The sequence below is a fragment of the Leclercia adecarboxylata genome (genome assembly GCF_006874705.1).
GTDB lineage: Bacteria > Pseudomonadota > Gammaproteobacteria > Enterobacterales > Enterobacteriaceae > Enterobacter > Enterobacter adecarboxylatus_C.
This window is the reverse complement of sequence record NZ_CP035382.1, coordinates 691,856-715,679: the sequence shown is the minus strand read 5'-3', so window position 1 is coordinate 715,679 and position 23,824 is coordinate 691,856. Positions and strand designations below refer to the sequence as shown.

Annotated in this window: 28 protein-coding genes and 1 other RNA gene; 16 read left to right on the top strand and 13 right to left on the bottom strand. The window is 55.9% G+C overall.

Annotation, left to right across the window (positions count from 1 at the left end):
- Positions 1 to 12: 12 nt before the first annotated feature.
- The 3 genes from ES815_RS04390 to nanQ are packed head-to-tail and all read left to right on the top strand — an operon-like array spanning position 13 to position 2,035.
- Positions 13 to 702, top strand: a complete 690-nt coding sequence (locus tag ES815_RS04390) for an N-acetylmannosamine-6-phosphate 2-epimerase (RefSeq protein WP_142486780.1) — start codon at positions 13 to 15, stop codon at positions 700 to 702.
- Positions 699 to 1,574, top strand: a complete 876-nt coding sequence (nanK, locus tag ES815_RS04385) for an N-acetylmannosamine kinase (RefSeq protein WP_142486779.1) — start codon at positions 699 to 701, stop codon at positions 1,572 to 1,574. Before ES815_RS04390 ends, nanK begins: the two co-directional genes overlap by 4 nt.
- Entirely contained in the window at positions 1,571 to 2,035 is a 465-nt protein-coding gene (nanQ, locus tag ES815_RS04380) for an N-acetylneuraminate anomerase (RefSeq protein ID WP_142486778.1), read from the top strand. Before nanK ends, nanQ begins: the two co-directional genes overlap by 4 nt.
- A 49-nt stretch (positions 2,036 to 2,084) precedes the next feature.
- Here nanQ and ES815_RS04375 read toward each other — a convergent pair whose 3' ends face one another.
- Positions 2,085 to 2,939 (bottom strand): PA4780 family RIO1-like protein kinase, encoded by an 855-nt coding sequence (locus ES815_RS04375; RefSeq protein WP_142486777.1) that lies wholly within the window; start codon positions 2,937 to 2,939, stop codon positions 2,085 to 2,087.
- A 69-nt stretch (positions 2,940 to 3,008) separates the two neighbouring features.
- Entirely contained in the window at positions 3,009 to 3,911 is a 903-nt protein-coding gene (locus ES815_RS04370; protein ID WP_142486776.1) for a LysR family transcriptional regulator, read from the bottom strand.
- Positions 3,912 to 4,019: 108 nt separating this feature from the next.
- Here ES815_RS04370 and ES815_RS04365 point away from each other — a divergent pair, with 108 nt between their 5' ends.
- Entirely contained in the window at positions 4,020 to 5,021 is a 1,002-nt protein-coding gene (locus ES815_RS04365; protein WP_142486775.1) for a zinc-binding alcohol dehydrogenase family protein, read from the top strand.
- A gap of 114 nt (positions 5,022 to 5,135) precedes the next feature.
- Here ES815_RS04365 and ssrA read toward each other — a convergent pair.
- Positions 5,136 to 5,499, bottom strand: a transfer-messenger RNA (tmRNA) gene (gene ssrA, locus ES815_RS04360).
- Between the two features lie 90 nt (positions 5,500 to 5,589).
- Complete coding sequence (smpB, locus tag ES815_RS04355) at positions 5,590 to 6,072, bottom strand: SsrA-binding protein SmpB (RefSeq protein WP_142486774.1); 483 nt, start codon at positions 6,070 to 6,072, stop codon at positions 5,590 to 5,592.
- A 156-nt stretch (positions 6,073 to 6,228) separates the two neighbouring features.
- Here smpB and ES815_RS04350 point away from each other — a divergent pair, with 156 nt between their 5' ends.
- Together ES815_RS04350 and ES815_RS04345 are read left to right on the top strand one after the other, a co-directional pair.
- Positions 6,229 to 6,666 (top strand): type II toxin-antitoxin system RatA family toxin, encoded by a 438-nt coding sequence (locus ES815_RS04350; protein WP_197090537.1) that lies wholly within the window; start codon positions 6,229 to 6,231, stop codon positions 6,664 to 6,666.
- Complete coding sequence (locus ES815_RS04345; protein ID WP_142486772.1) at positions 6,656 to 6,943, top strand: RnfH family protein; 288 nt, start codon at positions 6,656 to 6,658, stop codon at positions 6,941 to 6,943. The genes ES815_RS04350 and ES815_RS04345 overlap by 11 nt, the downstream gene beginning before the upstream one ends.
- A 60-nt stretch (positions 6,944 to 7,003) precedes the next feature.
- On the opposite strand, the gene bamE is transcribed toward ES815_RS04345, so the two are convergent.
- From bamE to nadK, 3 genes are all read right to left on the bottom strand, one after another.
- Positions 7,004 to 7,345, bottom strand: coding sequence for an outer membrane protein assembly factor BamE (gene bamE, locus ES815_RS04340; RefSeq protein WP_039030087.1), 342 nt, complete (start codon positions 7,343 to 7,345; stop codon positions 7,004 to 7,006).
- 151 nt (positions 7,346 to 7,496) lie between these two features.
- Positions 7,497 to 9,158 carry a DNA repair protein RecN gene (gene recN, locus ES815_RS04335; RefSeq protein WP_142486771.1) on the bottom strand — a complete coding sequence of 554 codons (1,662 nt, stop codon included), beginning with the start codon at positions 9,156 to 9,158 and terminating at the stop codon, positions 7,497 to 7,499.
- A gap of 85 nt (positions 9,159 to 9,243) precedes the next feature.
- Positions 9,244 to 10,122 (bottom strand): NAD(+) kinase, encoded by an 879-nt coding sequence (gene nadK / locus ES815_RS04330; protein WP_077227861.1) that lies wholly within the window; start codon positions 10,120 to 10,122, stop codon positions 9,244 to 9,246.
- A gap of 121 nt (positions 10,123 to 10,243) precedes the next feature.
- On the opposite strand from nadK, the gene grpE reads away from it, so the two are divergent.
- Complete coding sequence (grpE, locus tag ES815_RS04325) at positions 10,244 to 10,837, top strand: nucleotide exchange factor GrpE (protein WP_142486770.1); 594 nt, start codon at positions 10,244 to 10,246, stop codon at positions 10,835 to 10,837.
- A 53-nt stretch (positions 10,838 to 10,890) separates the two neighbouring features.
- Here grpE and ES815_RS04320 read toward each other — a convergent pair whose 3' ends face one another.
- Complete coding sequence (locus ES815_RS04320; protein ID WP_142486769.1) at positions 10,891 to 12,177, bottom strand: HlyC/CorC family transporter; 1,287 nt, start codon at positions 12,175 to 12,177, stop codon at positions 10,891 to 10,893.
- 18 nt (positions 12,178 to 12,195) lie between these two features.
- Positions 12,196 to 12,987, bottom strand: coding sequence for an inner membrane protein YpjD (locus tag ES815_RS04315; protein WP_142486768.1), 792 nt, complete (start codon positions 12,985 to 12,987; stop codon positions 12,196 to 12,198).
- A gap of 166 nt (positions 12,988 to 13,153) precedes the next feature.
- On the opposite strand from ES815_RS04315, the gene ffh reads away from it, so the two are divergent.
- From ffh to ES815_RS04280, 7 genes are all read left to right on the top strand, one after another.
- Complete coding sequence (gene ffh / locus ES815_RS04310) at positions 13,154 to 14,515, top strand: signal recognition particle protein (RefSeq protein ID WP_106994995.1); 1,362 nt, start codon at positions 13,154 to 13,156, stop codon at positions 14,513 to 14,515.
- A gap of 134 nt (positions 14,516 to 14,649) precedes the next feature.
- Positions 14,650 to 14,898, top strand: a complete 249-nt coding sequence (gene rpsP / locus ES815_RS04305; protein WP_003863133.1) for a 30S ribosomal protein S16 — start codon at positions 14,650 to 14,652, stop codon at positions 14,896 to 14,898.
- Between the two features lie 15 nt (positions 14,899 to 14,913).
- Positions 14,914 to 15,450, top strand: a complete 537-nt coding sequence (gene rimM, locus ES815_RS04300; protein ID WP_370462877.1) for a ribosome maturation factor RimM — start codon at positions 14,914 to 14,916, stop codon at positions 15,448 to 15,450.
- A gap of 30 nt (positions 15,451 to 15,480) precedes the next feature.
- Positions 15,481 to 16,248 (top strand): tRNA (guanosine(37)-N1)-methyltransferase TrmD, encoded by a 768-nt coding sequence (trmD, locus tag ES815_RS04295; protein WP_142486767.1) that lies wholly within the window; start codon positions 15,481 to 15,483, stop codon positions 16,246 to 16,248.
- Positions 16,249 to 16,289: 41 nt separating this feature from the next.
- Positions 16,290 to 16,637, top strand: a complete 348-nt coding sequence (gene rplS, locus ES815_RS04290) for a 50S ribosomal protein L19 (RefSeq protein WP_002914145.1) — start codon at positions 16,290 to 16,292, stop codon at positions 16,635 to 16,637.
- A 105-nt stretch (positions 16,638 to 16,742) separates the two neighbouring features.
- Positions 16,743 to 17,156 carry a DUF2946 domain-containing protein gene (locus ES815_RS04285; protein ID WP_142486766.1) on the top strand — a complete coding sequence of 138 codons (414 nt, stop codon included), beginning with the start codon at positions 16,743 to 16,745 and terminating at the stop codon, positions 17,154 to 17,156.
- A gap of 61 nt (positions 17,157 to 17,217) precedes the next feature.
- A complete protein-coding gene (locus tag ES815_RS04280; RefSeq protein ID WP_142486765.1) occupies positions 17,218 to 18,585 on the top strand; it encodes a PepSY domain-containing protein in 1,368 nt (455 codons plus the stop codon).
- 4 nt (positions 18,586 to 18,589) lie between these two features.
- On the opposite strand, the gene ES815_RS04275 is transcribed toward ES815_RS04280, so the two are convergent.
- From ES815_RS04275 to ES815_RS04260, 4 genes are all read right to left on the bottom strand, one after another.
- Positions 18,590 to 19,072, bottom strand: a complete 483-nt coding sequence (locus ES815_RS04275; protein WP_142486764.1) for an OmpA family protein — start codon at positions 19,070 to 19,072, stop codon at positions 18,590 to 18,592.
- A complete protein-coding gene (gene dgcN / locus ES815_RS04270) occupies positions 19,066 to 20,307 on the bottom strand; it encodes a diguanylate cyclase DgcN (protein ID WP_142486763.1) in 1,242 nt (413 codons plus the stop codon). Before dgcN ends, ES815_RS04275 begins: the two co-directional genes overlap by 7 nt.
- Complete coding sequence (locus ES815_RS04265) at positions 20,300 to 20,785, bottom strand: YfiR family protein (protein WP_185902409.1); 486 nt, start codon at positions 20,783 to 20,785, stop codon at positions 20,300 to 20,302. Before ES815_RS04265 ends, dgcN begins: the two co-directional genes overlap by 8 nt.
- 199 nt (positions 20,786 to 20,984) lie before the next feature.
- Positions 20,985 to 21,359, bottom strand: a complete 375-nt coding sequence (locus ES815_RS04260; RefSeq protein WP_142486761.1) for a DUF2799 domain-containing protein — start codon at positions 21,357 to 21,359, stop codon at positions 20,985 to 20,987.
- A gap of 214 nt (positions 21,360 to 21,573) precedes the next feature.
- On the opposite strand from ES815_RS04260, the gene aroF reads away from it, so the two are divergent.
- The gene (gene aroF / locus ES815_RS04255; protein WP_142486760.1) at positions 21,574 to 22,644 is read left to right on the top strand and encodes a 3-deoxy-7-phosphoheptulonate synthase AroF; all 1,071 of its coding nucleotides are present in this window, start codon (positions 21,574 to 21,576) and stop codon (positions 22,642 to 22,644) included.
- A gap of 10 nt (positions 22,645 to 22,654) precedes the next feature.
- Positions 22,655 to 23,776 (top strand): bifunctional chorismate mutase/prephenate dehydrogenase, encoded by a 1,122-nt coding sequence (gene tyrA, locus ES815_RS04250; protein ID WP_142486759.1) that lies wholly within the window; start codon positions 22,655 to 22,657, stop codon positions 23,774 to 23,776.
- Positions 23,777 to 23,824: the final 48 nt, after the last annotated feature.

The window sequence follows — 23,824 nt, the reverse complement described above, 5'->3', positions numbered from 1 at the left end:
AATGGAGGTGTTATGTCATTCCTTGACGAGTTGGAAGCAAAAGTGAAAGCCCAGGGCGGTCTGATTGTCTCCTGCCAGCCGGTGCCGGATAGCCCGCTGGATAAACCGGAGATTATCGCGGCGATGGCGCTGGCGGCCGAACAGGCGGGTGCTGTGGCGCTGCGCATCGAAGGGGTTGAGAACCTGCGTGCCGTACGCGCCGTGGTGACAATCCCGATTATCGGCATTGTGAAACGCGATCTGCCCGACTCCCCGGTGCGTATCACCCCCTGGCTGGAGGACGTGGATGCTTTAGCCGAAGCGGGGGCCAGCATCATCGCCTTTGACGGTACCCGGCGCCCGCGCCCGGTACCCGTTGAGGCGCTGCTGGCGCGCATTCAGCACCATCAGCTGATCGCCATGGCCGACTGCTCCTCGCAGGAAGAGGGGCTGTATTGTCACCAGTTGGGGACGCAGCTGATTGGCACCACGCTGTCGGGTTACACCTCACCGGAGACGCCTGACGAGCCGGATCTGGCTCTGGTGGCCTCGCTGAGTCAGGCCGGTTGTCGGGTGGTGGCCGAGGGGCGCTATAACTCGCCGGCCCTGGCGGCACAGGCCATCGAACAGGGGGCGTGGGCCGTCACGGTCGGCTCGGCGATCACCCGGCTGGAGCATATCTGCCAGTGGTATCGGGATGCCTTACTGGGAGCGACAAAATGATCGTCCTGGCGATAGATATCGGCGGGACCAAGCTCGCCGCGGCGCTGGTGGACAGCGCCCTGCAAATTATCGCCCGCCGGGAGATCCCCACTCCCGCCAGCCAGACGCCGGATGCGCTGGAGGCCGCGCTGCGCGACCTGGTGACGCCGCTCTTTTCACGGGCGCAGCGCTTTGCCATCGCCTCGACCGGGATTATTCAAAACGGGGTATTAACCTCGATCAATCCGTCCAACCTCGGGGGGCTTTCGCACTTTCCTCTGGTGGACTATTTATCTGCCCTGACCGGGCTCCCCGGCGTGGCCTTAAACGATGCCCAGGCCGCGGCGCTGGCCGAGTATCAGCAGGTGCCGCGCGCCATCCGCGACATGGTGTTTATCACCGTCTCGACCGGGGTAGGGGGAGGCGTGATCCTTAACGGCAGGCTGGTGACCGGATCCGGTGGGCTGACCGGCCACTGCGGCCACACCCTGGCCGACCCGAACGGGCCGTGCTGCGGCTGCGGGCGAATCGGCTGCGTGGAGGCGATCGCCTCGGGGCGGGGGATCGCCGCGGCGGCGGAAGGAGAGCTGGCCGGGCTGGATGCAAAAGCCATATTCGCTCACGCCGCCCAGGGCCATGAACAGGCGGTAGCGCTTGTTGCGCGTTCCGCCAGAACGCTGGCGCGGTTAATTGCGGATCTGAAAGCCCTGACCGACTGCCAGCGGGTGGTGATTGGCGGCAGCATCGGCCTGGCCGACGGCTATCTCCCGCAGGTGCAACACTACCTGGCGCAGGAACCCTCTGCGTACCAGACCGAACTCTGTTCAGCCAGCCATAAGAGTAATGCCGGGCTGCTGGGCGCGGCATTATGGGCACAAGGAACTTTGTCATGATTGTGGGTGATATCAGGCAACTTCAGGCCGCAGGCCTGCCGGCGGCGTTTTGTCAGGCGATCGACCAGGCGCTGAGCGCCGGGATTGCGAATCTGGCACCGGGAAGCTATCCGCTGCAGGGGGATAAGGTGTTCGTCAACGTGATGGCGTTTGCGACGCAACGCGCGGAGGAGAAACGCGCCGAACTGCACCGCGGCTACATTGACATCCAGATCCTGCTGGAAGGGGAAGAGCATATTTATTACGGCCTGGCGGGGAGCGCCCGGGAGTGTGATGCGTGGCACGAGGAGGAGGATTATCAGCTCTGCCAGCACATAGAGAATGAACAATCCGTGACGTTAAAGCCGGGGATGTTTGCCGTCTTTATGCCGGGAGAGCCGCATAAACCCGGCTGCTATCGCACCCAATCGGGCATGGTCAAAAAAGCGGTGATTAAGGTGCATCGCAGCGTGGTGCTTTAAGCGCTGGAACACAAAGCCCGCCGGGAATACCGTGCGGGCTTGCTGGACGTTAATCCTCTTCGCGCTCTCTGATGGCGCGCTGGCGTTCGTAATACTCATCTTCTGCCGAAACGATCTCATCCATCAGGGAATCCATATCCACATCATGAACGTCTTCGACAAACAGCCCGGTGAGCGGGGTTTCCGGGGTTAATTTCCCGTCTTCATAGAGCATCCAGATCTCTTTTCCGTAGCGCGTTTTCAACAGCTGCGGGGCGAACTGACCGTAATACACGGTGATGTTATTCACATCGCGTTCAAACATGGACTGGGCATGGTTGTTCGCGGCGGCATCCACCGCCTGCGGCAGGTCGATAATGACCGGCCCCTGGGCATCAAGCAGCACGTTAAACTCTGACAGGTCACCGTGGACAATACCGGCACACAGCATGCGCACGATGTTGCGGATCATGGTGTCGAAATCTTTTACGGCTTCTGCTTCAGTTAAAGACACATCGCTCAGGCGTGGCGCAACGGCGCCATCACCGTCCGTGACCAGCTCCATCAGCAGTACGCCGTCCAGACACATATAGGGCTGCGGCACGCGTACCCCGGCGTTCGCCAGACGGAATAACGCATCAACCTCTGCCGTGTGCCAGACCTCTTCTTGCTGTTTACGGCCAAATTTAGAGCCTTTTTGCATGGCGCGGGCATCACGCGTATTCCGCACCTTGCGGCCTTCCTGATACTGTACGGCCTGCTTAAAGCTGCGCTGTGACGCTTCCTTGTACACTTTGGCACACTGGATTTGGTCCCCGCATAGCACGGTGTAAACGTCAGCCTCTTTGCCGCTTTTCAGGCGTTGAAGCACGTTGTCTATCAGGCCGTCATCGACCAGGGGCTGGAGTCTGTTTGGGATTTTCATGCGGCTTTTATAGCGCATTTTTGCCGCTTTTCGTATCAAAAAAGCAGGCAAATATCGTCTTCCAGAGGATTAACGTGTTGCCTGCCCCTCACAGCAGGCTTTGACCGCCTCATACAGTAACCTGACGCCCGTGGAGAGCTGTTGGCGATGCGGGCAGATCATGTTCAGCGGCACGCTTTCGCCCTCATAGTCTTTCATTAAAACCCGCAGCCGACCGGCGTGGACATCCTCTGCGACATCCAGCCAGGATTTGTACGCTACCCCCGCTCCGGCGACCGCCAGGCGGCGGATCACCTCGGCATCATCACTCATCATGCTGCCGCTGACGTTCACGCTGTGCGTCTCGCCGTCGCGGAAAAACGTCCAGCGATCGTGCAGGCGTCCGCGCAGGACAAAGGTGAGGGCGTTGACCCGGCTTAACGCCTCGGGATGCGGCAGATCGCCGTGGCGGGCGACCCACCCGGGCGACGCCACCAGCACGCGGCGGTTGTCGGGAGCGACGGGGAGGGCGATATAGGAGGCATCTTCCGGTGTGCCGTAGCGAAAGGCGATATCGACCGGATCCTTAAAAACATCCGCCACCTGGTCGGAGAAAAAAATGCGCAGCCGTAATGCGGGATAGCGTTCGTCGAACGCCTGAAACACCGGCAGCAGCAAATTGCGGCCTAAATCCGACGGGACGGCGATCTGCAGGGTGCCGGAGATCTCCTGTTCCGGGGCCTGGATTTTTTGCATCCCGGCGTACATGGCATCCAGCATCTGTCGCGCGTAGGGAAGCCAGGCCTCGCCCTCCGGCGTTAAGCGCAGGCTGCGGGTGGAGCGCGCAAACAGCCGGATAGCCAGCGACGACTCCAGCCGTTTGATAGCGGCGCTGACCTGCGCCGGCTGGACGCCCGCCTCTCGTGCCGCATCGCTGAAGCTGCTCAGGGCAGCGACGCGTACGAACAGTATCAGATCCTCAAGCCGCACCATTTTCATCTCCCGAGTATAAGTCTTGTCTCTGCGAGGCTATTTTTCCCGTCACTGCTTCGCTTTACCATCAAATTATTGCGACACAGTGGATAAAACGCCGGAGAGATTATGAAAGCCATTGCTATTACCCGTTCTGCACCAGACAACATCGATTTTTTGCACGAGATTGAGCTGCCGCAGCCGACGGCAACAGGGCACGACCTGCTGATTGAAGTGAAAGCTATCTCCGTCAACCCGGTGGATACCAAGGTCCGTGCCGGGTTTACCGGGGATACGCCGCGGGTTCTCGGCTGGGATGCGGTAGGAACTGTTACCGCCGTCGGTGAGGCGGTGACCCTTTTCTCGCCGGGTGACGAGGTCTGGTATGCCGGGGCGCTGGGCCGGGCGGGCAGCAACAGCGAGTATCAGCTGGTGGATGAGCGCATTGTGGCCCTGAAGCCAAAGGCCCTGAATAACGCCGCGGCCGCCGCGATGCCGTTAACGGCGATCACCGCCTGGGAAATGCTGTTCGATCGGCTGGGCGTTCAGGAGCAGGGCAACGAAGGGGATACGCTGCTGATCGTCGGCGCCGCAGGCGGGGTGGGGTCGATCCTCGTTCAGCTGGCACGCAAGCTGACAAAAATGACCGTGATCGGCACGGCGTCGCGCCCGGAAAGCCAGCAGTGGGTACGGGAGGCGGGGGCGCATTATGTTATCGACCACAGCAAGCCGCTGTCGGAAGAGCTTGCCGCGCAGGGGATCAACGAGGTGACTCACGTCGCCAGCCTGAACCACACTGCCGCGCACTATGCGGAAATTATTAAGGCCCTGGCGCCGCAGGGCAAACTGGCGCTGATTGACGATCCCGAAACGCTGGATGCCCGCCCGCTGAAGGCGAAGAGCATCTCCCTGCACTGGGAGTTTATGTTCACCCGCTCGATGTTTGAAACCCGGGATATGATCGCTCAGCACCAGCTTTTGACCCGCGTCGCAACGCTGATTGATGAGCAGGTGATCGCTACCACGCTGGGTGAACACTACGGGACGATCACGGCGGCGAATGTGCAGAAAGCTCATGCGCAGTTAGAGACCGGACGTGCGGTTGGGAAGATTGTGCTGGAAGGGTTCTGACGGGGCTAATGGCTTTCGCTGGATAAATTGAGGATACAAAAAAGCCCGCAGGCTTGCGCCGTGCGGGCTTTCAGGACTTCGTATCAGGCTCTGGTGACCATCTACAAAGAATTTTGGTGGAGCTGGCGGGAGTTGAACCCGCGTCCGAAATTTCTACATCCTCGGTACTACATGCTTAGTCAGTCTTTACATTCGCACGCCAGCTGCGGACAGACACGCCACTAACGAACTAGCCTGATTAGTTTTAACACTTCAGCCCCAGGCAGGACATCCATGCGATCTCTTTTGGGTTTGACCTCTCTTTGATCCCCGTCTTAAGAGCGGAAGCTAGGGAGAGAGGGCTCTTAGCAGGTTATTAAGCTGCTAAAGCGTAGTTTTCGTCGTTTGCGACTATTTTTTTGCGGCTTTTTACGAGGCAAACCGCCCCTCGGCATGCACCTTGGGTTTCGCAAATCCCGTCGAATCCAGAATCAGCCCCAATAGTGTTACAGCAAGTATACCAGAATTATCAGCCCGGATACCAGTCCGGAACGCTGACTTATTGAATCGCTCAATAAGTATCCGGAAATTAACGGCCTGCGTGCTTCATGATGCGCGCTTTATCGACCTGCCACTCGCGATCCTTGGCATCGTTACGTTTGTCGTGCTGCTTCTTACCTTTCGCCACGCCGATTTTCACTTTGCACCAGGCGTTCTTCCAGTACAGCGACAGGGCGAGCACGGTATAACCTTCGCGATTGATTCGTCCGAAGAGGGAATCCAGCTCGCGCTTGTTCAGCAGTAGCTTACGGGTGCGGGTAGGATCGCAAACGTAGTGAGAAGAGGCGACCGTCAGCGGCTGAAAGTTTGCGCCAAACAAAAAGGCTTCGCCGTCTTTGAAGATCACGTAGCTATCACCGATGTTGGCTTTTCCCGCACGCAGCGATTTAACTTCCCAGCCCTGCAGCGCAAGGCCAGCTTCTAATTCTTCTTCAATGAAATACTCGTGGCGGGCACGCTTGTTGAGCGCAATGGTTGCCGAGCCAGGTTTATGTGCTTTTTTCTTCGTCATAAGTGTCGTGAAGCCGTAGGTAATCTGATGTCAAAAAGTCACCTCATTGCGTCCTGTGAGGTCTAACGCGCTATATTAGCACGAGATGAGGCTCAGCGTTTTTTTAACAGGTGATAAATGTTATTATTTGTTGGTTGTTTGATCAGGAAAAATGTTATGCCTCAGATTAGTCGTACTGCGCTTGTCCCCTACAGTGTGGAACAGATGTACCAGTTAGTGAATGACGTTCAGTCATATCCGCAGTTTATCCCGGGATGTACCGGGAGCCGCGTGCTGGACTCAGGCCCGACGCAAATGACGGCAGCGGTGGATGTCTCCAAAGCCGGGATCAGCAAAACCTTTACCACCCGCAATACGCTGACCGATAACCAGAGTATTCTGATGCATCTGGTGGATGGGCCCTTCAAGAAACTGATGGGCGGATGGAAGTTTGTCCCGCTCAGTGCCGATGCCTGCCGGATCGAGTTTCATCTCGACTTTGAGTTTACCAACGCCCTGATTGAGCTGGCGTTTGGACGCGTATTTAAAGAGCTGGCGGCGAATATGGTTCAGGCCTTCACGGTGCGCGCTAAAGAGGTCTACAGTGCCGGCTAACATCGTGGTGGAAGTAGCCTACGCGCTGCCGGAAAAGCAGTATCTGCAGCGCGTAACCCTGGAAGAGGGCGCCACCGTTGAAGAGGCGATCCGTGCCTCTGGCCTGCTGACGCTGCGCAGCGATATCGATCTGGCGAAAAACAAAGTCGGGATTTACAGTCGTCCGGTCAAACTGGGAGACAGCGTCAAGGACGGCGATCGGATTGAGATCTATCGCCCGCTGATTGCCGACCCGAAAGAGCTGCGTCGCCAGCGTGCGGAGAAGTCCGCAAAATAAACTGGTTACTGATAAAACAAAAAAGGTGCTCAATGAGCACCTTTTTGCGTTTCTGAAACCTTACTCTTTGGTGAGCGCCGGTTTGTTGTCGATGTTGGTCAGCACGCCGCTGCTGTTGAAGGTCAGCGTAAGAGTCTGCTGGGACACGTCTTCATGGCCAGGCTTCTGGCGGAACACGTAGAACCAGGTGTTAGTGCCGAACGGATCGGACATCATCGGCGTGCCCAGGGCATAGGCAACCTGCTGCTGCGTCATACCGACACGGATTTTAGACACATCGTTAGGAGCGAGATAGTTCCCCTGGTTGATGTCAGGGCGGTAAACCACTTTTTCCAGAGTGGAGCAGCCTGCGGTCATCATCAGAAGAACCGCTGCGGCAGCGGTCAGCGTTTTACAGCGCATAGTGATTTGATTCCTTTTCGGGCCCGGGCAATACGCGACGGCTCATATGTAATATGCCGATGATAATAGACCTTTCACCACATTAAAACCTCTGGCGTCCGGTCTGTCGGCGTTTTTATTGTTCTGTATGACCCTGAGATACCGAAAAAGTTTAGGCAGCAAGCAGTTCTTTCGCATTCGCCAGCGTGTTGCGGGTGACTTCGCTGCCACCCAGCAGACGGGCCAGCTCCTGCAGACGGGCGCGTTTGTCCAGCGGCTGCATGTGCGTTTCGGTCATCTCACCGTCGGTTTCTTTGCTGACAAAGAAGTGATGGTGGCCACATCCGGCAACCTGCGGCAGGTGGGTCACACACATGACCTGGGTGGACTCGCCAAGCTGACGCAGCAGTTTACCCACTACCGCCGCGGTCGGGCCGCTGATACCGACATCCACTTCATCGAAGATCAGCGCCGGGGTTTCCATTTTCTTCGCGGTGATCACCTGAATCGCCAGGGCGATACGCGACAACTCACCGCCGGACGCAACGCGGGAGATAGCCTGCAGCGGCTGGCCCGGGTTGGTGGTCACGCGGAATTCAATGCGGTCTGCGCCCTCTGCCGTCAGATGGTTGGCCTCAAACTTCACGTCAATGGTGAAAACACCGTGCGGCATCGACAGCAGATGCATGCTCTCCGTGATGTGCTGGCTGAGTTCCTGAGCGTAACGCTGACGAACATTGTGCAGCTGCGTGGCGGTTTGCATCGCCTGCTGATGATGCACGCTAACGGCCAGAGAGAGGGTCTCCAGCGAGTCGGCCTGATCGTCGAGTTGATGCTGCTCATCAAGCAGGGACTGGTGGAAGGCAGGCAGTTCTTCCGGCGAAACGTGGTGCTTACGCGCCAGGGAAATTTGACGCGAAATGCGCTGTTCCAGCTCAAACAGGCGGTTTGGATCGAGATCCAGCCGTTCGCAGTAGTGGCGCAGCTCGTCGCTGGCTTCGGAGATCTGAATCGCCGCCTCCTCCAGCATATCCAGCATGCCGGACACTTTGCTGTCCATACCCGCCAGTTCGGTCACGAGCTGGCGCACGGTGTAGAGCTGGCTTTGCAGATTCACATCCTCGCCGTCTGCCATTAAGTTCAGCGCCTGCTGGCTGGTGGAGAGCAGCTGACCGCTGTTGGCGAGGCGTTTGTACTCTTCGTCGATCTGCTCAAACTCGCCCGGCTGCGGGCTAAATTCGTTCAGCTCTTTCAACTGATAAGCCAGCAGTTCGGCGCGAGCCGCCCGCTCCTGGCTCTGCTGTTGATGCAGCGCCAGCTCACGGCAACTTTGATGCCACTGACGATAGTGCGCTGCCATCAGCTGCATAAGGTCAGACTCACCGGCATAGCCGTCGAGTAATGACTTCTGCTGCTCAGGCTTGATCAGCTGCTGATGAGCGTGCTGCCCGTGGATCTGAATTAACAGCTGACCCAGCTCGCGCAGCTGGGAGAGCGGTACCGCGGTGCCGTTGATAAAGCCGCGGGAGCGGCCGTCGCTGCTAAGAACCCGGCGAAGTAAGCACTCACGTCCATCTTCGAGCTGGTTCTGTTCAAGCCAGCGCAGGGCGGCAGGCGTATCTTTCAGGGAGAAACGGGCGCAGAGATCGGCGCGGCTGGCGCCAGCGCGAACCATGTTGCCATCAGCACGACCGCCAAGGCACAGCCCGAGCGCATCAATCGCAATAGATTTACCGGCCCCGGTTTCCCCGGTGATAGCCGTCATGCCGCTGTTGAAATCAATTTCGAGCTCACGAACGATGGCGAAGTTGCTGATGGTCAGTTGTGCCAGCATAAATGTTTTCCTGTATGAAAAACCATAACTGTGTTTGTGTACAGTATAAACTGGTTTTTTATCCAGTAAAGTGCTGGATGCTATTTCAGAACAATTTTTTCGACCAGCCGAGCTTGGAGCTTAATGTGTTGAAATAGCTGTAGTCTTTCGGGTGAATTAAATTGAGGTGATAATCGCAGCGGCGGATCAGCACGTCTTCCCCTTCCTGGATCGGCAGCGCGATTTGGCTGTCGCAGCTGATCTCCAGGTCGTTACGGCGGTGAGAGAAGCGCAGACGAATGGTGCTGCTGCTGTTGATCACCAGCGGGCGAGCCGAGAGGGTATGCGGGAACATTGGCACCAACGTGATGGCATCCAGCGACGGAGTCAGAATCGGGCCGCCCGCCGAGAGCGAGTAGGCCGTGGAGCCGGTAGGTGTCGAGATAATCAAGCCATCGGAGCGCTGCGAGAAGGCGAAGATTTCGTCGATATAGACCTCGAACTCAATCATATGCGCCACTTTTCCCGGGTGCAGTACCACTTCGTTAATGGCGGTGCTGATCCGTTTCTGGCAATCCTGCTGGCACACCTGGGCTTCCAGCAAAAAGCGTTTTTCACTGATGTAGTGGCCTTCCAGCACGTCTGCGAGCTGCTGCTGGGCGTTATCCGGGTCAAGGTCGGTCAAAAAGCCCAGGTTGCCACGGTTGATGCCGATGACTTTAATGTCGTAACGGGCGAGGGTTCGCGCGGCACCAAGCATATTCCCGTCGCCCCCGACCACTACTGCCAGGTCAGCCTGCTGACCGATTTCCGCCAGCGTGCCGGTTTTTACGTTTGTTAGCTGCAGTTCCTGAGCAATCTGTTGTTCAACAATCACATCGTAATTTTTCGCACATAGCCAGCGATAGAGCATTTCATGTGTCGTCAACGCTGTAGGGTGACGTGGATGACCGACAATCCCAATACACTTGAAATGGTTGCTCATTTTCTGAAGGTCCTTGTGCGATTGAATGATGACAATGTGGCTTGTTCCCTTGAATCCCGGAAACTGATCCCCATAATAAGCGAAGTTAGGGAGTTGAATGCAGAAAAACGCGGAGAAATTCATGAGTAGTAAAGAACAGAAAACGCCTGAGGGGCAAGCCCCGGAAGAAATTATCACGGAGCAGCACGAAGAAGTTGAGGCTACAGAGCCTGAGGCTGGTGCTGAGCAGGTGGATCCGCGCGATGAAAAAATTGCGAATCTGGAAGCTCAGGTCACTGAAGCCCAGAATCGCGAGCGCGATGGCATCCTGCGTATCAAAGCGGAAATGGAAAACCTGCGTCGCCGTACCGAGCTGGACGTTGAAAAGGCGCATAAATTTGCGCTGGAGAAATTCGTCAACGAACTGCTGCCGGTGATCGACAGCCTGGATCGCGCGCTGGAAGTAGCGGATAAAGCGAACCCGGACATGGCTCCAATGGTTGAAGGAATCGAACTGACGCTGAAATCCATGCTCGACGTGGTGAAGAAGTTTGGCGTCGAAGTGGTTGCTGATACCAACGTGCCGATGGATCCGAACGTGCACCAGGCGATTGCGATGGTAGAGTCTGAGGACGTTGCTGCCGGTAACGTGCTGATGGTAATGCAAAAAGGCTATACCCTGAACGGTCGTACTATTCGCGCGGCGATGGTCTCCGTAGCGAAAGCAAAGGCGTAATTTGCCTCCCGTAGTGCCGGGCGGCGGCTTCGCCTGTCCCGGCCTACAACAGCTTACTCCGCGACGCTCTCCCTGAGCGGTTTCACCGGCAATACTTTTACCTGCTTAATCATATTGTCCTGCACGTCCAGGATATCAATATCGTACTGGCCAATACGCACCCGCGTACCTGCTGCCGGGATCTCCTCCAGCGCTTCCAGAATCATGCCGTTAATGGTACGAGCCTCGTCTTCCGGCATCTGCCAGTTAAAGGCTTTGTTGAGTTCACGGACGTTCGCGCTGCCGTCAATCAGCACCGAGCCGTCATTTTGCGGCGTGACCTCTTCAGCGAGGGAAGGGGACATGGAGGTGGTGAAGTCGCCCACAATCTCTTCCAGAATATCCTCGACCGTCACCAGCCCCTGGATATCGCCATACTCATCGACCACCAGCCCCACTTTCTTTTTATTGCGCTGAAACTTGATCAACTGGGTGCTGAGCGGGGTGCCTTCCGGGATGTAGTAAATCTCATCCGCTGCGCGCAGCATCACCTCTTTGGTGAACTCTTTCTTCTCGGTCATCAGCCGATAGGCTTCGCGCACGCGCAGCATGCTGATGGTGTCATCCAGGGAATCACGGTACAGAACGATGCGGCCATGCGGGGAGTGGGTCAGCTGGCGAACAATGGCTTTCCAGTCATCATTGATGTCAATACCGACGATCTCATTGCGCGGCACCATGATGTCGTCGACGCTGACCTTTTCCAGGTCCAGCACCGACAGCAGCATATCCTGATTGCGGCGGGAGATTTGCGAGCGCGACTCATGCACGATGGTGCGCAGTTCATCTTTGCTCAGCGCGCTGCTGATCACCACATCCGCTTTAATGCCCATCATACGCATCAGCACTCGCGTCACGCCGTTTAACAGCCAGACCAGAGGCATCATCAGAATGAGTAACGGCGCCAGCAGGAAGCTGCTGGGATAGGCGACCTTCTCGGGGTAAAGCGCGGCAACGGTCTTCGGCAACACTTCGGCAAAGACCAGCACTACAAAGGTCAGCACCCCGGTGGCGATAGCCACCCCGGCGTTGCCGTACAGGCGCATGCCGACAATGGTTCCCAGCGCGGAAGCGAGAATGTTGACCAGGTTATTGCCGATAAGCACCAGGCTTATCAGGCGATCCGGTTTACGCAGCAGTTTTTCCACGCGACGTGCGGCCCGGTTACCCTGTTTGGCGCGATGACGTAACCGGTAGCGGTTCAGCGTCATCATGCCGGTTTCCGAGCCGGAGAAATAGGCAGAGATAACCACCATGACGATCAGGGTGACGATCAGCGTGGTGGTAGAGATGTGTTCCAGGGGGAACTCCTTGGTTACTTAGCCGGCGAGTTGCTGGATGACGCGGCTACCAAAATAAGCCATTGTCAGGAGGCCTGCTCCCGCAACGTTGAACCAGACCACGCGGCGACCGCGCCAGCCTTCATGATAATGGCCCCATAACAGGACAATATAGACAAACCACGCGATGATGGAGAGTACGGCCTTATCGATATTCTCCATGCTGAAGAGATTGTGCATGTAAAACAGGCCGGTACTCAGCGTCAGCGTCAGCAGCACAACCCCGACCTGGGTGATGTGAAACATCTTGCGTTCGATGGTCATCAGCGGCGGCATCTCGTTACTGAAGACCAGCTTTTTGTTTTTGAGCTGGTAGTCAATCCAGGCCAGCTGGAGCGCGTACAGTGCGGCAATGATCAGCGTCGCATACGAGAACAGCGACAGGCCAATATGCACCATCATACCCGGCGTGGTTTCCAGATGGGTGATGAACTCATTCGGTACGAAGGTGGCAAAAGCGAGGTTGATCAGCGCAAAAGCGTAGACAATCGGCAACAGCAGCCAGCCGCGGTTTTTCGAGGCCACGATGGTCATTACCGTACAGATCATCAGGCTGACCAGCGACCCGACGTTGAGCAGGCTCAGGTTTTGTCCGCTGCCGTCGCCCGGCAGAATGCGCGCTTCGAGCGCAAAGGCGTGACTTATCAACGCGATGACAGCCGACAAAATAGCCATTCGCCGCCAGCCGCTGTTTTTTTGTAGCAGGCCAGGGATAATCAGCGCGAGGCTGACAGAGTACGCCACAAGAGCGATCAGTGCGAAAACAGGCATATAGGTGTCGACAGTTGTCCTGATGAGAAAGAGAGGCAGTATAACGTTACGTGAGGCGTGCTCCAACCGTTGCATAACAACAAAGGCGCCTTCATGTTATACTGCGGCAAAATTCTGTGTACGTGTCGCGCCAGCGACCTAACGTTTCTACCCCAGGCGAGAGACAATGTTTGATAATTTAACCGATCGTTTGTCGCGCACGCTGCGCAACATCAGCGGCCGTGGACGCCTTACTGAAGACAATATTAAAGAGACGCTGCGTGAAGTGCGCATGGCGCTGCTTGAAGCAGACGTTGCGTTGCCGGTCGTGCGTGACTTCATCAACCGCGTTAAAGAAAAAGCGGTTGGTCATGAAGTCAACAAGAGCCTGACCCCGGGTCAGGAGTTCGTCAAAATCGTTCGGAACGAACTGGTTTCGGCGATGGGCGAAGAGAACCAGAGCCTGAACCTGGCGGCGCAACCGCCAGCGGTAGTGCTGATGGCCGGTCTGCAGGGTGCGGGTAAAACCACCAGCGTCGCTAAGCTGGGTAAATTCCTGCGCGAAAAGCACAAGAAGAAAGTGCTGGTCGTCTCTGCCGACGTCTATCGCCCGGCGGCGATCAGACAGCTGGAGACCCTGGCTGAACAGGTTAGCGTCGACTTCTTCCCGTCTGACGTGTCGCAGAAGCCGATCGATATCGTTAACGCGGCGCTGAAAGAAGCGAAGCTGAAGTTCTTCGACGTGCTGCTGGTGGATACCGCCGGTCGTCTGCACGTTGACGAAGCGATGATGGACGAAATCAAACAGGTTCATGCCGCGATCAATCCGGTAGAAACCCTGTTCGTCGTCGATGCCATGACCGGTCAGGATGCGGCAAACACCGCGAAAGCGTTTAATGAAGCGCTGCCGTTAACCGGTGTGGTACTGACCAAAGTGGACGGTGACGCCCGCGGCGGTGCGGCACTCTCTATTCGTCATATCACCGGCAAGCCAATCAAGTTCCTCGGCGTCGGCGAGAAGACCGAAGCGCTGGAGCCGTTCCACCCGGATCGTATCGCCTCCCGTATTCTCGGCATGGGCGACGTGCTGTCGCTGATCGAAGATATCGAGAGCAAGGTTGACCGCGCGCAGGCCGAGAAGCTCGCCACCAAACTGAAAAAAGGCGACGGTTTCGATCTGACCGACTTCCTGGAGCAGCTGCGCCAGATGAAGAACATGGGCGGTATGGCGAGCCTGATGGGCAAGCTGCCGGGCATGGGTCAAATCCCGGACAACGTCAAATCGCAAATGGATGACAAAGTGCTGGTGCGTATGGAAGCGATCATCAACTCGATGACGCTGAAAGAGCGTGCCAAGCCGGAAATCATTAAAGGCTCCCGTAAGCGCCGTATCGCGGCGGGCTGCGGGATGCAGGTTCAGGACGTTAACCGCCTTCTGAAGCAGTTCGACGACATGCAGCGCATGATGAAGAAGATGAAGAAGGGCGGGATGGCCAAAATGATGCGTGGGATGAAAGGCATGATGCCACCGGGATTCCCTGGCAGATAAATCGTGTTTAATGCTCAGCATCAAGATGCTGATTGCATTTTCCCCAGAAATCAGTAAAATTTTCGGGCTTTTAATATGACACCGGGCTCCTTCCCTCGATGGGGCCCGGTGTTTTATTCACACAAGAGGATGTTATGGTAACTATTCGTTTAGCACGTCACGGCGCGAAAAAGCGTCCGTTCTACCAGGTTGTTGTTACTGACAGCCGTAATGCACGCAACGGTCGCTTCATCGAGCGCGTTGGTTTCTTCAACCCACTGGCCGCTGGCGCAGAAGAAGAAACCCGTCTGGATCTGGATCGTATCGCTCACTGGGTTGGCCAGGGCGCTACCGTTTCCGATCGCGTTGCTACGCTGATCAAAGCAGCAAACAAAGCAGCTTAATCTGTCACGGTGGTCATGATGAGCAAAAAAGCACCTGTTGAACCGATTGTATTGGGCAAAATGGGTTCTTGCTACGGTATCCGTGGTTGGCTCAGAGTGTTTTCCTCCACCGAAGACGCCGAAAGCATTTTTGACTATCAGCCCTGGTTTATCCAGAAGGCGGGTCAGTGGCAAGAGGTCGAGCTGGAAAGCTGGCGTCACCACAATCAGGACATCGTTATCAAGCTGAAAGGCATTGACGATCGCGATGCCGCGAATGCGCTGACTAATTGTGAAATTGTCGTGGATTCGTCGCAGTTGCCTGAACTGGAAGAGGGCTACTACTGGAAAGACCTTATTGGTTGCCAGGTAGTGACTACTGAAGGTTACGGTCTGGGGAAAGTCATCGATATGATGGAAACCGGATCCAATGACGTTCTCGTCATTAAGGCAAACCTGAAAGATGCGTTTGGCATCAAGGAGCGGCTGGTTCCGTTCCTCGATGGGCAGGTTATCAAGAAAGTCGATCTCGCTACTCGTACTATCGAAGTAGATTGGGATCCTGGTTTTTAAATTCTCCTGAAAACGGTAAAAGACGGCGCTATGTGGATTGGCATTATTAGCCTGTTTCCTGAAATGTTCCGCGCGATTACTGATTACGGGGTAACTGGCCGGGCAGTAAAAAATGGCCTGCTGAGCATCGAGAGCTGGAGTCCACGTGACTTCACTCATGACCGGCACCGTACCGTGGACGAACGTCCTTACGGCGGCGGACCGGGGATGCTTATGATGGTACAACCCTTACGGGATGCCATCGCAGCAGCAAAAGCCGCGGCAGGTGAAGGCGCAAAGGTGATTTATCTGTCACCTCAGGGACGCAAGCTTGATCAAGTGGGCGTCAGCGAACTGGCAACGAATCAGAAATTGATTCTGGTGTGCGGTCGCTACGAAGGGATAGATGAGCGCGTAATTCAAACCGAGATTGACGAAGAATGGTCTATCGGCGATTACGTTCTCAGCGGTGGTGAGTTACCGGCAATGACGCTGATTGACTCCGTTTCCCGGTTCATTCCGGGGGTACTGGGCCATGAAGCATCAGCAACAGAAGACTCTTTTGCTGATGGATTGCTGGACTGCCCACACTATACCCGTCCTGAAGTGTTAGAAGGGATGGAGGTTCCGCCAGTATTACTGTCGGGAAACCATGCCGAGATTCGTCGCTGGCGCCTGAAGCAGTCGCTGGGCCGTACCTGGCTTAGAAGACCTGAACTTCTGGAAAACCTGGCTCTGACTGAAGAGCAAGCAAAGTTGCTGGCCGAGTTCAAAAAAGAACACGCGCACCAGCAGCAGAAACATGATGGGATGGCCTGAGGCCCCCAAATATCAGTTTACCCAGGATAAGAGATTAAATTATGAGCAACATTATTAAGCAACTTGAACAAGAGCAGATGAAGCAGGACGTACCTTCCTTCCGTCCGGGTGATACCGTGGAAGTGAAAGTATGGGTTGTTGAAGGTTCCAAAAAACGTCTGCAGGCATTCGAGGGCGTGGTTATCGCTATTCGTAACCGCGGTCTGCACTCTGCATTCACTGTTCGTAAAATTTCCAACGGCGAAGGCGTTGAGCGTGTCTTCCAGACTCACTCTCCGGTAGTTGACAGCATTGCTGTTAAACGTCGTGGTGCTGTACGTAAAGCTAAACTGTACTACCTGCGTGAGCGTACTGGTAAGTCTGCTCGTATTAAAGAGCGTCTGAACTAAGATTCGCTTAAGCGACATCCTGTAAAAAGGGCTGGCCGAAAGGCTGGCCCTTTTTTTATCTCTGTGTGCTCTGCACGTTAACGTATCCGTCATAAATCGTTTACAATGCCCCGCTCTGACGGAGGGGAAGTGACGACTAAACAGCATCAGGCACAGTGGCAACGTATCGCGGCAGGTCTCGCGTTATTTGCGATCCTGATGATCGTCTTCGCGCCGCTGGTCTCTGTCTCGTTGCAAAAAGATCCCATGAGCGCGATGCCCGGCATGCATCATGACATGAGCATGATGGCGGAGCACCACCACGCACCGTCTGAAAGTGTGCCTGTCGACCATGCCGAAGCCTGCGGTTACTGCGTCCTGCTGGCCCACGTTCCGGGCGTCATCCTGGCGCTGGTGCTGCTGTTATGCGCAGTCTTACTCAGACAGCGCCTTACGCCGCCGCGACCCGTCGTACACCACTGGCATTTCTTCCCCTGGCTCTGTCCCGATACCCGCGCGCCGCCGCACCTGTCTGCTTAATCCATGTAAAAAAACGTGCACCCCGGTGTACCGATAACTTTTTGCCTTAAAAAGGGAAAGCATGACTACCTGCACTCCGCGCGCAGCATGGGGCCACCTGCTGCGTCGTCTTCACTTCTATATTGGTCTGTTTGTCGGGCCGTTTATCTTTATCGCCGCGCTCTCCGGAACGTTGTACGTCGCCACGCCGCAGCTGGAAAACGCGCTTTATCATCATGCGCTGTTCAGCGAGACCGGGGGCGCGATACGTCCTCTTGCTGAGCAAATTGCGGTAGCGGAAAAGGTCACCGGCGGGGAGCTACGGCTACAGGCGGTACGTCCGGGCCTGACATCAGGAGAAACCACCCGGGTGATGTACATTGACCCGGCGCTGAAAGCCTCGGAGAACCGGGCCATCTTTATCGATCCGGTCAGTCTGGAGGTGCGCGGGGATATGACCGTCTACGGCACCAGCGGTATCCTGCCGTTACGCCAGAAAATCGATTATCTGCACCAGTCTTTGCTGCTGGGGGATGTGGGGCGAATTTACAGCGAGCTGGCCGCGTCCTGGATGTGGATCGCTGCGCTGGGAGGGATTGCCCTGTGGTTCTATACCCGGCCAAAACGGCGCATCAATAACCGCTTCCAGAACCGCCGTCGTCTGCACGTTTCCCTCGGCTGGAGCCTGTTGCTGGGTATGCTGCTCTTCTCTGCGACCGGCCTGACCTGGTCCCAGTGGGCGGGCAGTAATGTGGATAAACTGCGGGCAGAGATGAACTGGCTCACGCCGCAGGTGAATACGCAGCTGCATGGCTCGGCGGAAGCCGCCGATCCGCATGCTGAGCACCACGGTCATCACATGACCATGCCGATGCCGGAGATGAAACCTGACCTGGCCCTGTATGATGGCGTGCTGCGGGCGGCAAATGCGGCGGGGATTGATGCCACGAAGCTGGAGATACGTCCGGCGAAGAGTGCCTCAACGGCGTGGACGGTGACGGAGATCGATCGCAGCTGGCCTACTCAGGTCGATGCGGTTGCCGTTGATCCCACTACCCTGAAGGTTATTGATCGCACCCGGTTTGGGGATTACCCGCTGATGGCTAAACTAACCCGCTGGGGCGTGGATTTCCATATGGGCGTGCTGTTTGGCCTGCCAAATCAGCTGGTGCTGATCGCCTTTGGTATCGCGCTGTGCGTCATGATTGTGTGGGGCTACCGGATGTGGTGGATGCGTCGGCCCCGGCAGACGGCAACGGATCCTGCGCAGACTCTGTGTCAGAGCTGGCTGGCGTTGCCGCTGGGGGGACGCGTGGTCTCTTTAACCATCAGCGTAGTACTGGGGCTCATAATGCCGGTAATGGGCTGTAGCCTGGCGCTGTTTGTGGTTATTGACTGGCTGCGCTGGCGCGCGGCAGTGCGTGTGTCTCTGACCGAATCGCGGGAATAACGCTTCAGGGCGTGCTGATCACCACCGCCACGCGGCGGTTTTCGGCACGTCCCTGGCCGGTTTTATTATCCGCGACAGGATATTGCTGACCCAGGCCCTGGGTCGTCAGATTACTGCGTGGAATAGTGGCACCCTGCGCCCAGGCATCGGCAACCACATTGGCCCGCTTCAGGGATAACGCTTTGTTGTAGCTCTCTTCACCGTAGTTATCGGTATGGCCGTCCATCCGGGCGTGTTTCAGGCCGGTCGCCGCAAGGCGCGCTGCCATGCTTTTAATCTGCTGCTCGCTTTCAGGCTGCAGCTTATACTCGTTTTTACCAAACAGGATCTTTGCCGAAAGGCCAAGCGACCAGTCCCCGTTTATCTCATTAAAGCCGTAAGACTTCATGGTGGCGACCTGCTCAGCGGTAAATTTGCCCTGTGGCGTCTGGCATCCAGCCAGCAGCATTGATGCCATAAAGAGCGGTGCGACGTATCGCCTTAACATAATGTGTTCCTTTCTACGGTGTGATTTTTTGAACGTTGATGCTTCACCAGATACATATTCCGGTCGGCTTGCTCCAGTAAGGCTTCAACGGAGTGATGCTGCCAGCTCAGCGCGAAGCCAATACTGAGGGACATTCGGGAGGAGAACCCGTTGTGCAGGTCATAGGACGGGCTAAATTGTTGCGTCAGCGCGGCGCAGAGACGCAGCACTTCGTGTTCTGAATGGACGCCATACAGAATGATGGCAAACTCATCCCCACCCAGACGGTAAGATTGATGTTGTTCGCCGCCAAACTCGACCATTCTGCGGGCTACTTCAATCAGTACACAATCGCCTGCGGCATGGCCCCAGGTATCGTTAATACGCTTAAAGTCATCTCCGTCCAGGAAGAGCAGGGCGGAGTTGGTCCGCGCGGAGGAATCACTCATCAGCGCGGCGATGCGGGTGCGAAAAGCGGCCCGGTTAGCCAGTCCGGTGAGCGGATCGTGCATGGCGGTGCGCATCAGCTGGGCGTTTTTAGCCTGCAACTTTAACTGCCACTCTTCCATTTCATCCAGCAGGCTGTTGAAGTCCTGACCGAAGCGATGAAATTCATCAATGCGCTCCTCGGATACCCGGCGGGAGAAGTTCCGGTTTGTACGTACGTCATGCACCACATCGGTAATGTTTTGCAGGGCGGTCACCACGCCATTGTGCAGTGCACGGGTGATGGTTATTGCCACCAGGGAGGCAAACAGAAGACAGCCGGTTAATACCGCCAGCGAGGTCCAGAGAAAGTGGCCGATCAGGCTATCCCGTGCGGTGAGATGTAACTCGCCGATCGGTAAATTGTTGTGCCAGATGCGCTGTCTGATGGGATGGGGGAATAACCACTGGCTGGCCAACTGGCTGAGCGGATCCGCTTTGTCGTTCGGCCCCATCGACCAGCTGGCAAAGCGATGATCGTAGCGATCCAGCAGTTCCGCTGCTGAGAACTGCCCTTGCTTACCAAGAGAGGCCAGCGCTTCGTTAGCAGCGGTAGCATCATTGAAGACCAGCGCTGCCTCCAGACTGCGGCTCATGGTGGCGCTGGTTAATTCAAGGTTGCGTTGCGCATACTGTTTCAGCGTCACCACAGAAGCGATGCACAATAATAACCAGATGAGCGTCATAGTAATTAGGACGCTAATTATACTGATGCGCCGCAGAGTCCTTTTGAATGTTGGACGCGGCGCTGAAGTAATTTCCTTATTCATGCTTAGTATTCCGTGCGAGCATTAACACATCAGGATTAACTCTGACTCCGCTGCGCGACAGCATATCCAGATTGACGGAAAATCTTACTCTGGCGCTGTCTATTATCAGGCAGAAAGCACTACCTATAAGGCACTGCGGGTTTTGCTCCGCAATTAATAGTAACGGTCTGGCATGAAACGCCTGACTTAATTCAAGCTGGTGGGTCGGGGATTCGCTGCCGAAATAGAGCGCGTGACATTCTGCACTCAATGCTTCCTGGTCGTCATGAATAATGACCGGGGTGTAGGGCAGCGCGTCCGGACCCTCGGCACTGAGCGCCTCAACATAATGGGAGGAGGCGAAAATACACAGGTTCGGCTTGCCGGAAAGCGCAGGCCAACGGGTGTAACTGACGATCCCGGAGACAATAGAACGTACCGATTTATCCGTTTCGGATAAGGTTCCGCCAATAGCGAGCCCACAGGGCATTGATAACATCAGTACTAATGCCGCACGGTGCCAGGAGATAAGAAAAAAGTTACACACCAGAATCCGCCATACCACTCTGGAAATAGTAGTCCTTGAGTTTCGCTGGCAGATTACCATTTTTTTCCCGTACAGTCATTATGCCAAAAGCATATTCAGGTACTTAAGTAAAATCTCACGCTCTTAATTAACAGAAATGGCGTTGACAGAATTAATTTAAACGGTTGGCTTTTGTTCCTTCATTCATTCCCTGTTGCCAGGCGGTACGAAGGGTGGTCGCGTTTTCCGCGGTGTCACAGCTGGCGGGGAATATTCGGCCAGCTAATCCCCAGGCGTAAACAAAATTTTCCTGACATATTTTCTGTTGGCCGTCTTTATATCCGCTGAGATAGTCAGGGCGATCCACTTTAGGGTCGTTAAAATTAGCGGCAAGGGTTTCATTGGATTTTACCCCCACGCCATTCATGGCGTCTTCTTTACCGGCATCATACCAGTCGGTTCCCGTCCAGTGGGGCTGATGGGTATAAGGATCGATCTGACAGGCGGTTAAAAACAGGCACAGTAGCGGGGTAACAATCAGGCGCATAAGACATTCTCCCTTTTCCATTGAGCATAGCCTGGCGGCAAGAATGCAGACTGTAATTTTTACGTTACATGATAATCGAATGTATTTTGCTTTAAAATGGGTGATGTAAAGTATTATTTACGTATTTTGGATTGAAATCTTTACTCGGTGTGGTATCGTTGGGCTTCCTCATCGAGGAAACAACTATCGCAAACGAGCTTCCAGGATCGCAATCATGCAAAAAGACGCGCTGAATAACGTACATATTAGTGATGAACATGTTCTGATCACCCCGGATCAACTGAAAGCGGAATTCCCGCTGAGCGTTGAGCAAGAGGCGCAAATCGCGCACTCCCGCCAGACCATCTCCGACATTATTGCCGGGCGCGATCCGCGTCTGCTGGTGGTATGTGGTCCGTGCTCCATCCATGATCCAGAAACTGCCATCGAATATGCGCACCGTTTTAAAGCCCTGGCCGAGGAGGTCAGCGATAGCCTCTACCTGGTCATGCGCGTCTATTTTGAAAAACCCCGTACCACCGTCGGCTGGAAAGGGTTAATTAACGATCCGCACATGGATGGCTCGTTTGATGTGGAAGCTGGCCTGAAGATTGCGCGTAATCTTCTGGTGGAGCTGGTTAACATGGGGCTGCCGCTGGCAACTGAAGCGCTGGATCCGAACAGCCCGCAATATCTGGGCGATCTGTTCAGCTGGTCCGCCATTGGCGCGCGTACCACTGAATCGCAGACGCACCGTGAGATGGCCTCAGGCCTCTCCATGCCGGTCGGCTTCAAAAACGGTACCGACGGTAGCCTGGCAACAGCTATCAACGCCATGCGTGCCGCAGCGATGCCGCACCGTTTTGTCGGCATCAACCAGGCCGGCCAGGTCTGTCTGCTGCAGACCCAGGGCAACCCGGATGGCCACGTCATTCTGCGCGGCGGCAAGGCGCCAAACTACAGCCCGGCAGATGTGGCCCAGTGTGAAAAAGAGATGGAACAGGCAGGACTGCGCCCGGCACTGATGGTAGATTGCAGTCATGGTAATTCGAATAAAGATTACCGTCGTCAGCCGGCGGTGGCGGAATCCGTCGTTGCGCAGATTAAAGATGGCAACCGTTCGATTATTGGCCTGATGATTGAAAGCAATATCCATGAAGGCAATCAGTCATCCGAACAGCCGCGCAGCGCCATGAAGCATGGAGTTTCCGTCACCGATGCCTGCATTAGCTGGGAAACCACCGACGCGCTGCTGCGTGAGATCCACAAAGATTTGAACGGCCAGCTGGCGACGCGTCTGGCTTAAGAGGTTTGTTATGGTTGCTGAATTGACCGCTTTGCGCGATCAAATTGACGAGGTGGATAAGGCGCTGCTGGATTTGCTGGCGCGCCGCATGGCACTGGTTGCTGAAGTTGGCGAAGTGAAAAGTAAATACGGTTTACCGATTTACGTACCGGAGCGTGAAGCCTCTATGCTGGCATCCCGGCGCAAAGAGGCCCAGGCGCTGGGCGTCTCGCCGGATCTGATTGAGGATGTGCTGCGCCGCGTGATGCGAGAGTCCTACTCAAGCGAAAACGACAAAGGCTTTAAAACCCTTTGTCCGACGCTGCGCCCGGTGGTGATTGTTGGGGGCGGTGGGCAGATGGGGCGTCTGTTTGAGAAGATGCTGACGCTCTCTGGCTACCAGGTGCGCATCCTCGAAAAAGAGGACTGGGCGCGGGCGCAGACGATGGTTGCCGATGCGGGTATGGTCATTGTCAGCGTGCCGATCCACGTCACCGAAGAGATTATTGCCAAACTGCCACCGCTGCCGGAAGACTGCATTCTGGTCGATCTGGCCTCGGTGAAGAATGGCCCATTGCAGGCGATGCTGGCCGCGCATAATGGCCCGGTGCTGGGGCTGCACCCGATGTTCGGCCCGGACAGCGGCAGCCTGGCGAAGCAGGTGGTCGTCTACTGCGATGGCCGTCAGCCAGAAGCCTATCAGTGGTTCCTGGAGCAGATACAGGTGTGGGGCGCGCGGTTGCACCGGATCAGCGCCGTCGAACATGACCAGAACATGGCCTTTATCCAGGCGCTGCGCCACTTCGCGACCTTCGCGTATGGCCTGCATCTGGCGGAAGAGAATGTTCAGCTTGAGCAGTTGCTGTCGCTGTCTTCACCTATCTATCGCCTCGAACTGGCGATGGTCGGTCGACTGTTTGCCCAGGATCCGCAGCTGTATGCAGATATTATTATGTCTTCGGGCAATAACCTGGCGCTGATCAAGCGTTACTACCAGCGTTTTGGTGAGGCGATCACTCTGCTGGAGCACGGGGATAAACAGGCGTTTATCGACAGCTTCCGTAAGGTTGAACACTGGTTTGGCGATTATGCCCAACGCTTCCAGAGCGAGAGTCGCATTCTGCTGCGGCAGGCGAATGACAGTCGCCAGTAATCTGATGATGTATATACTGAAAGCCAGCACTGCTGGCTTTTTTTATTT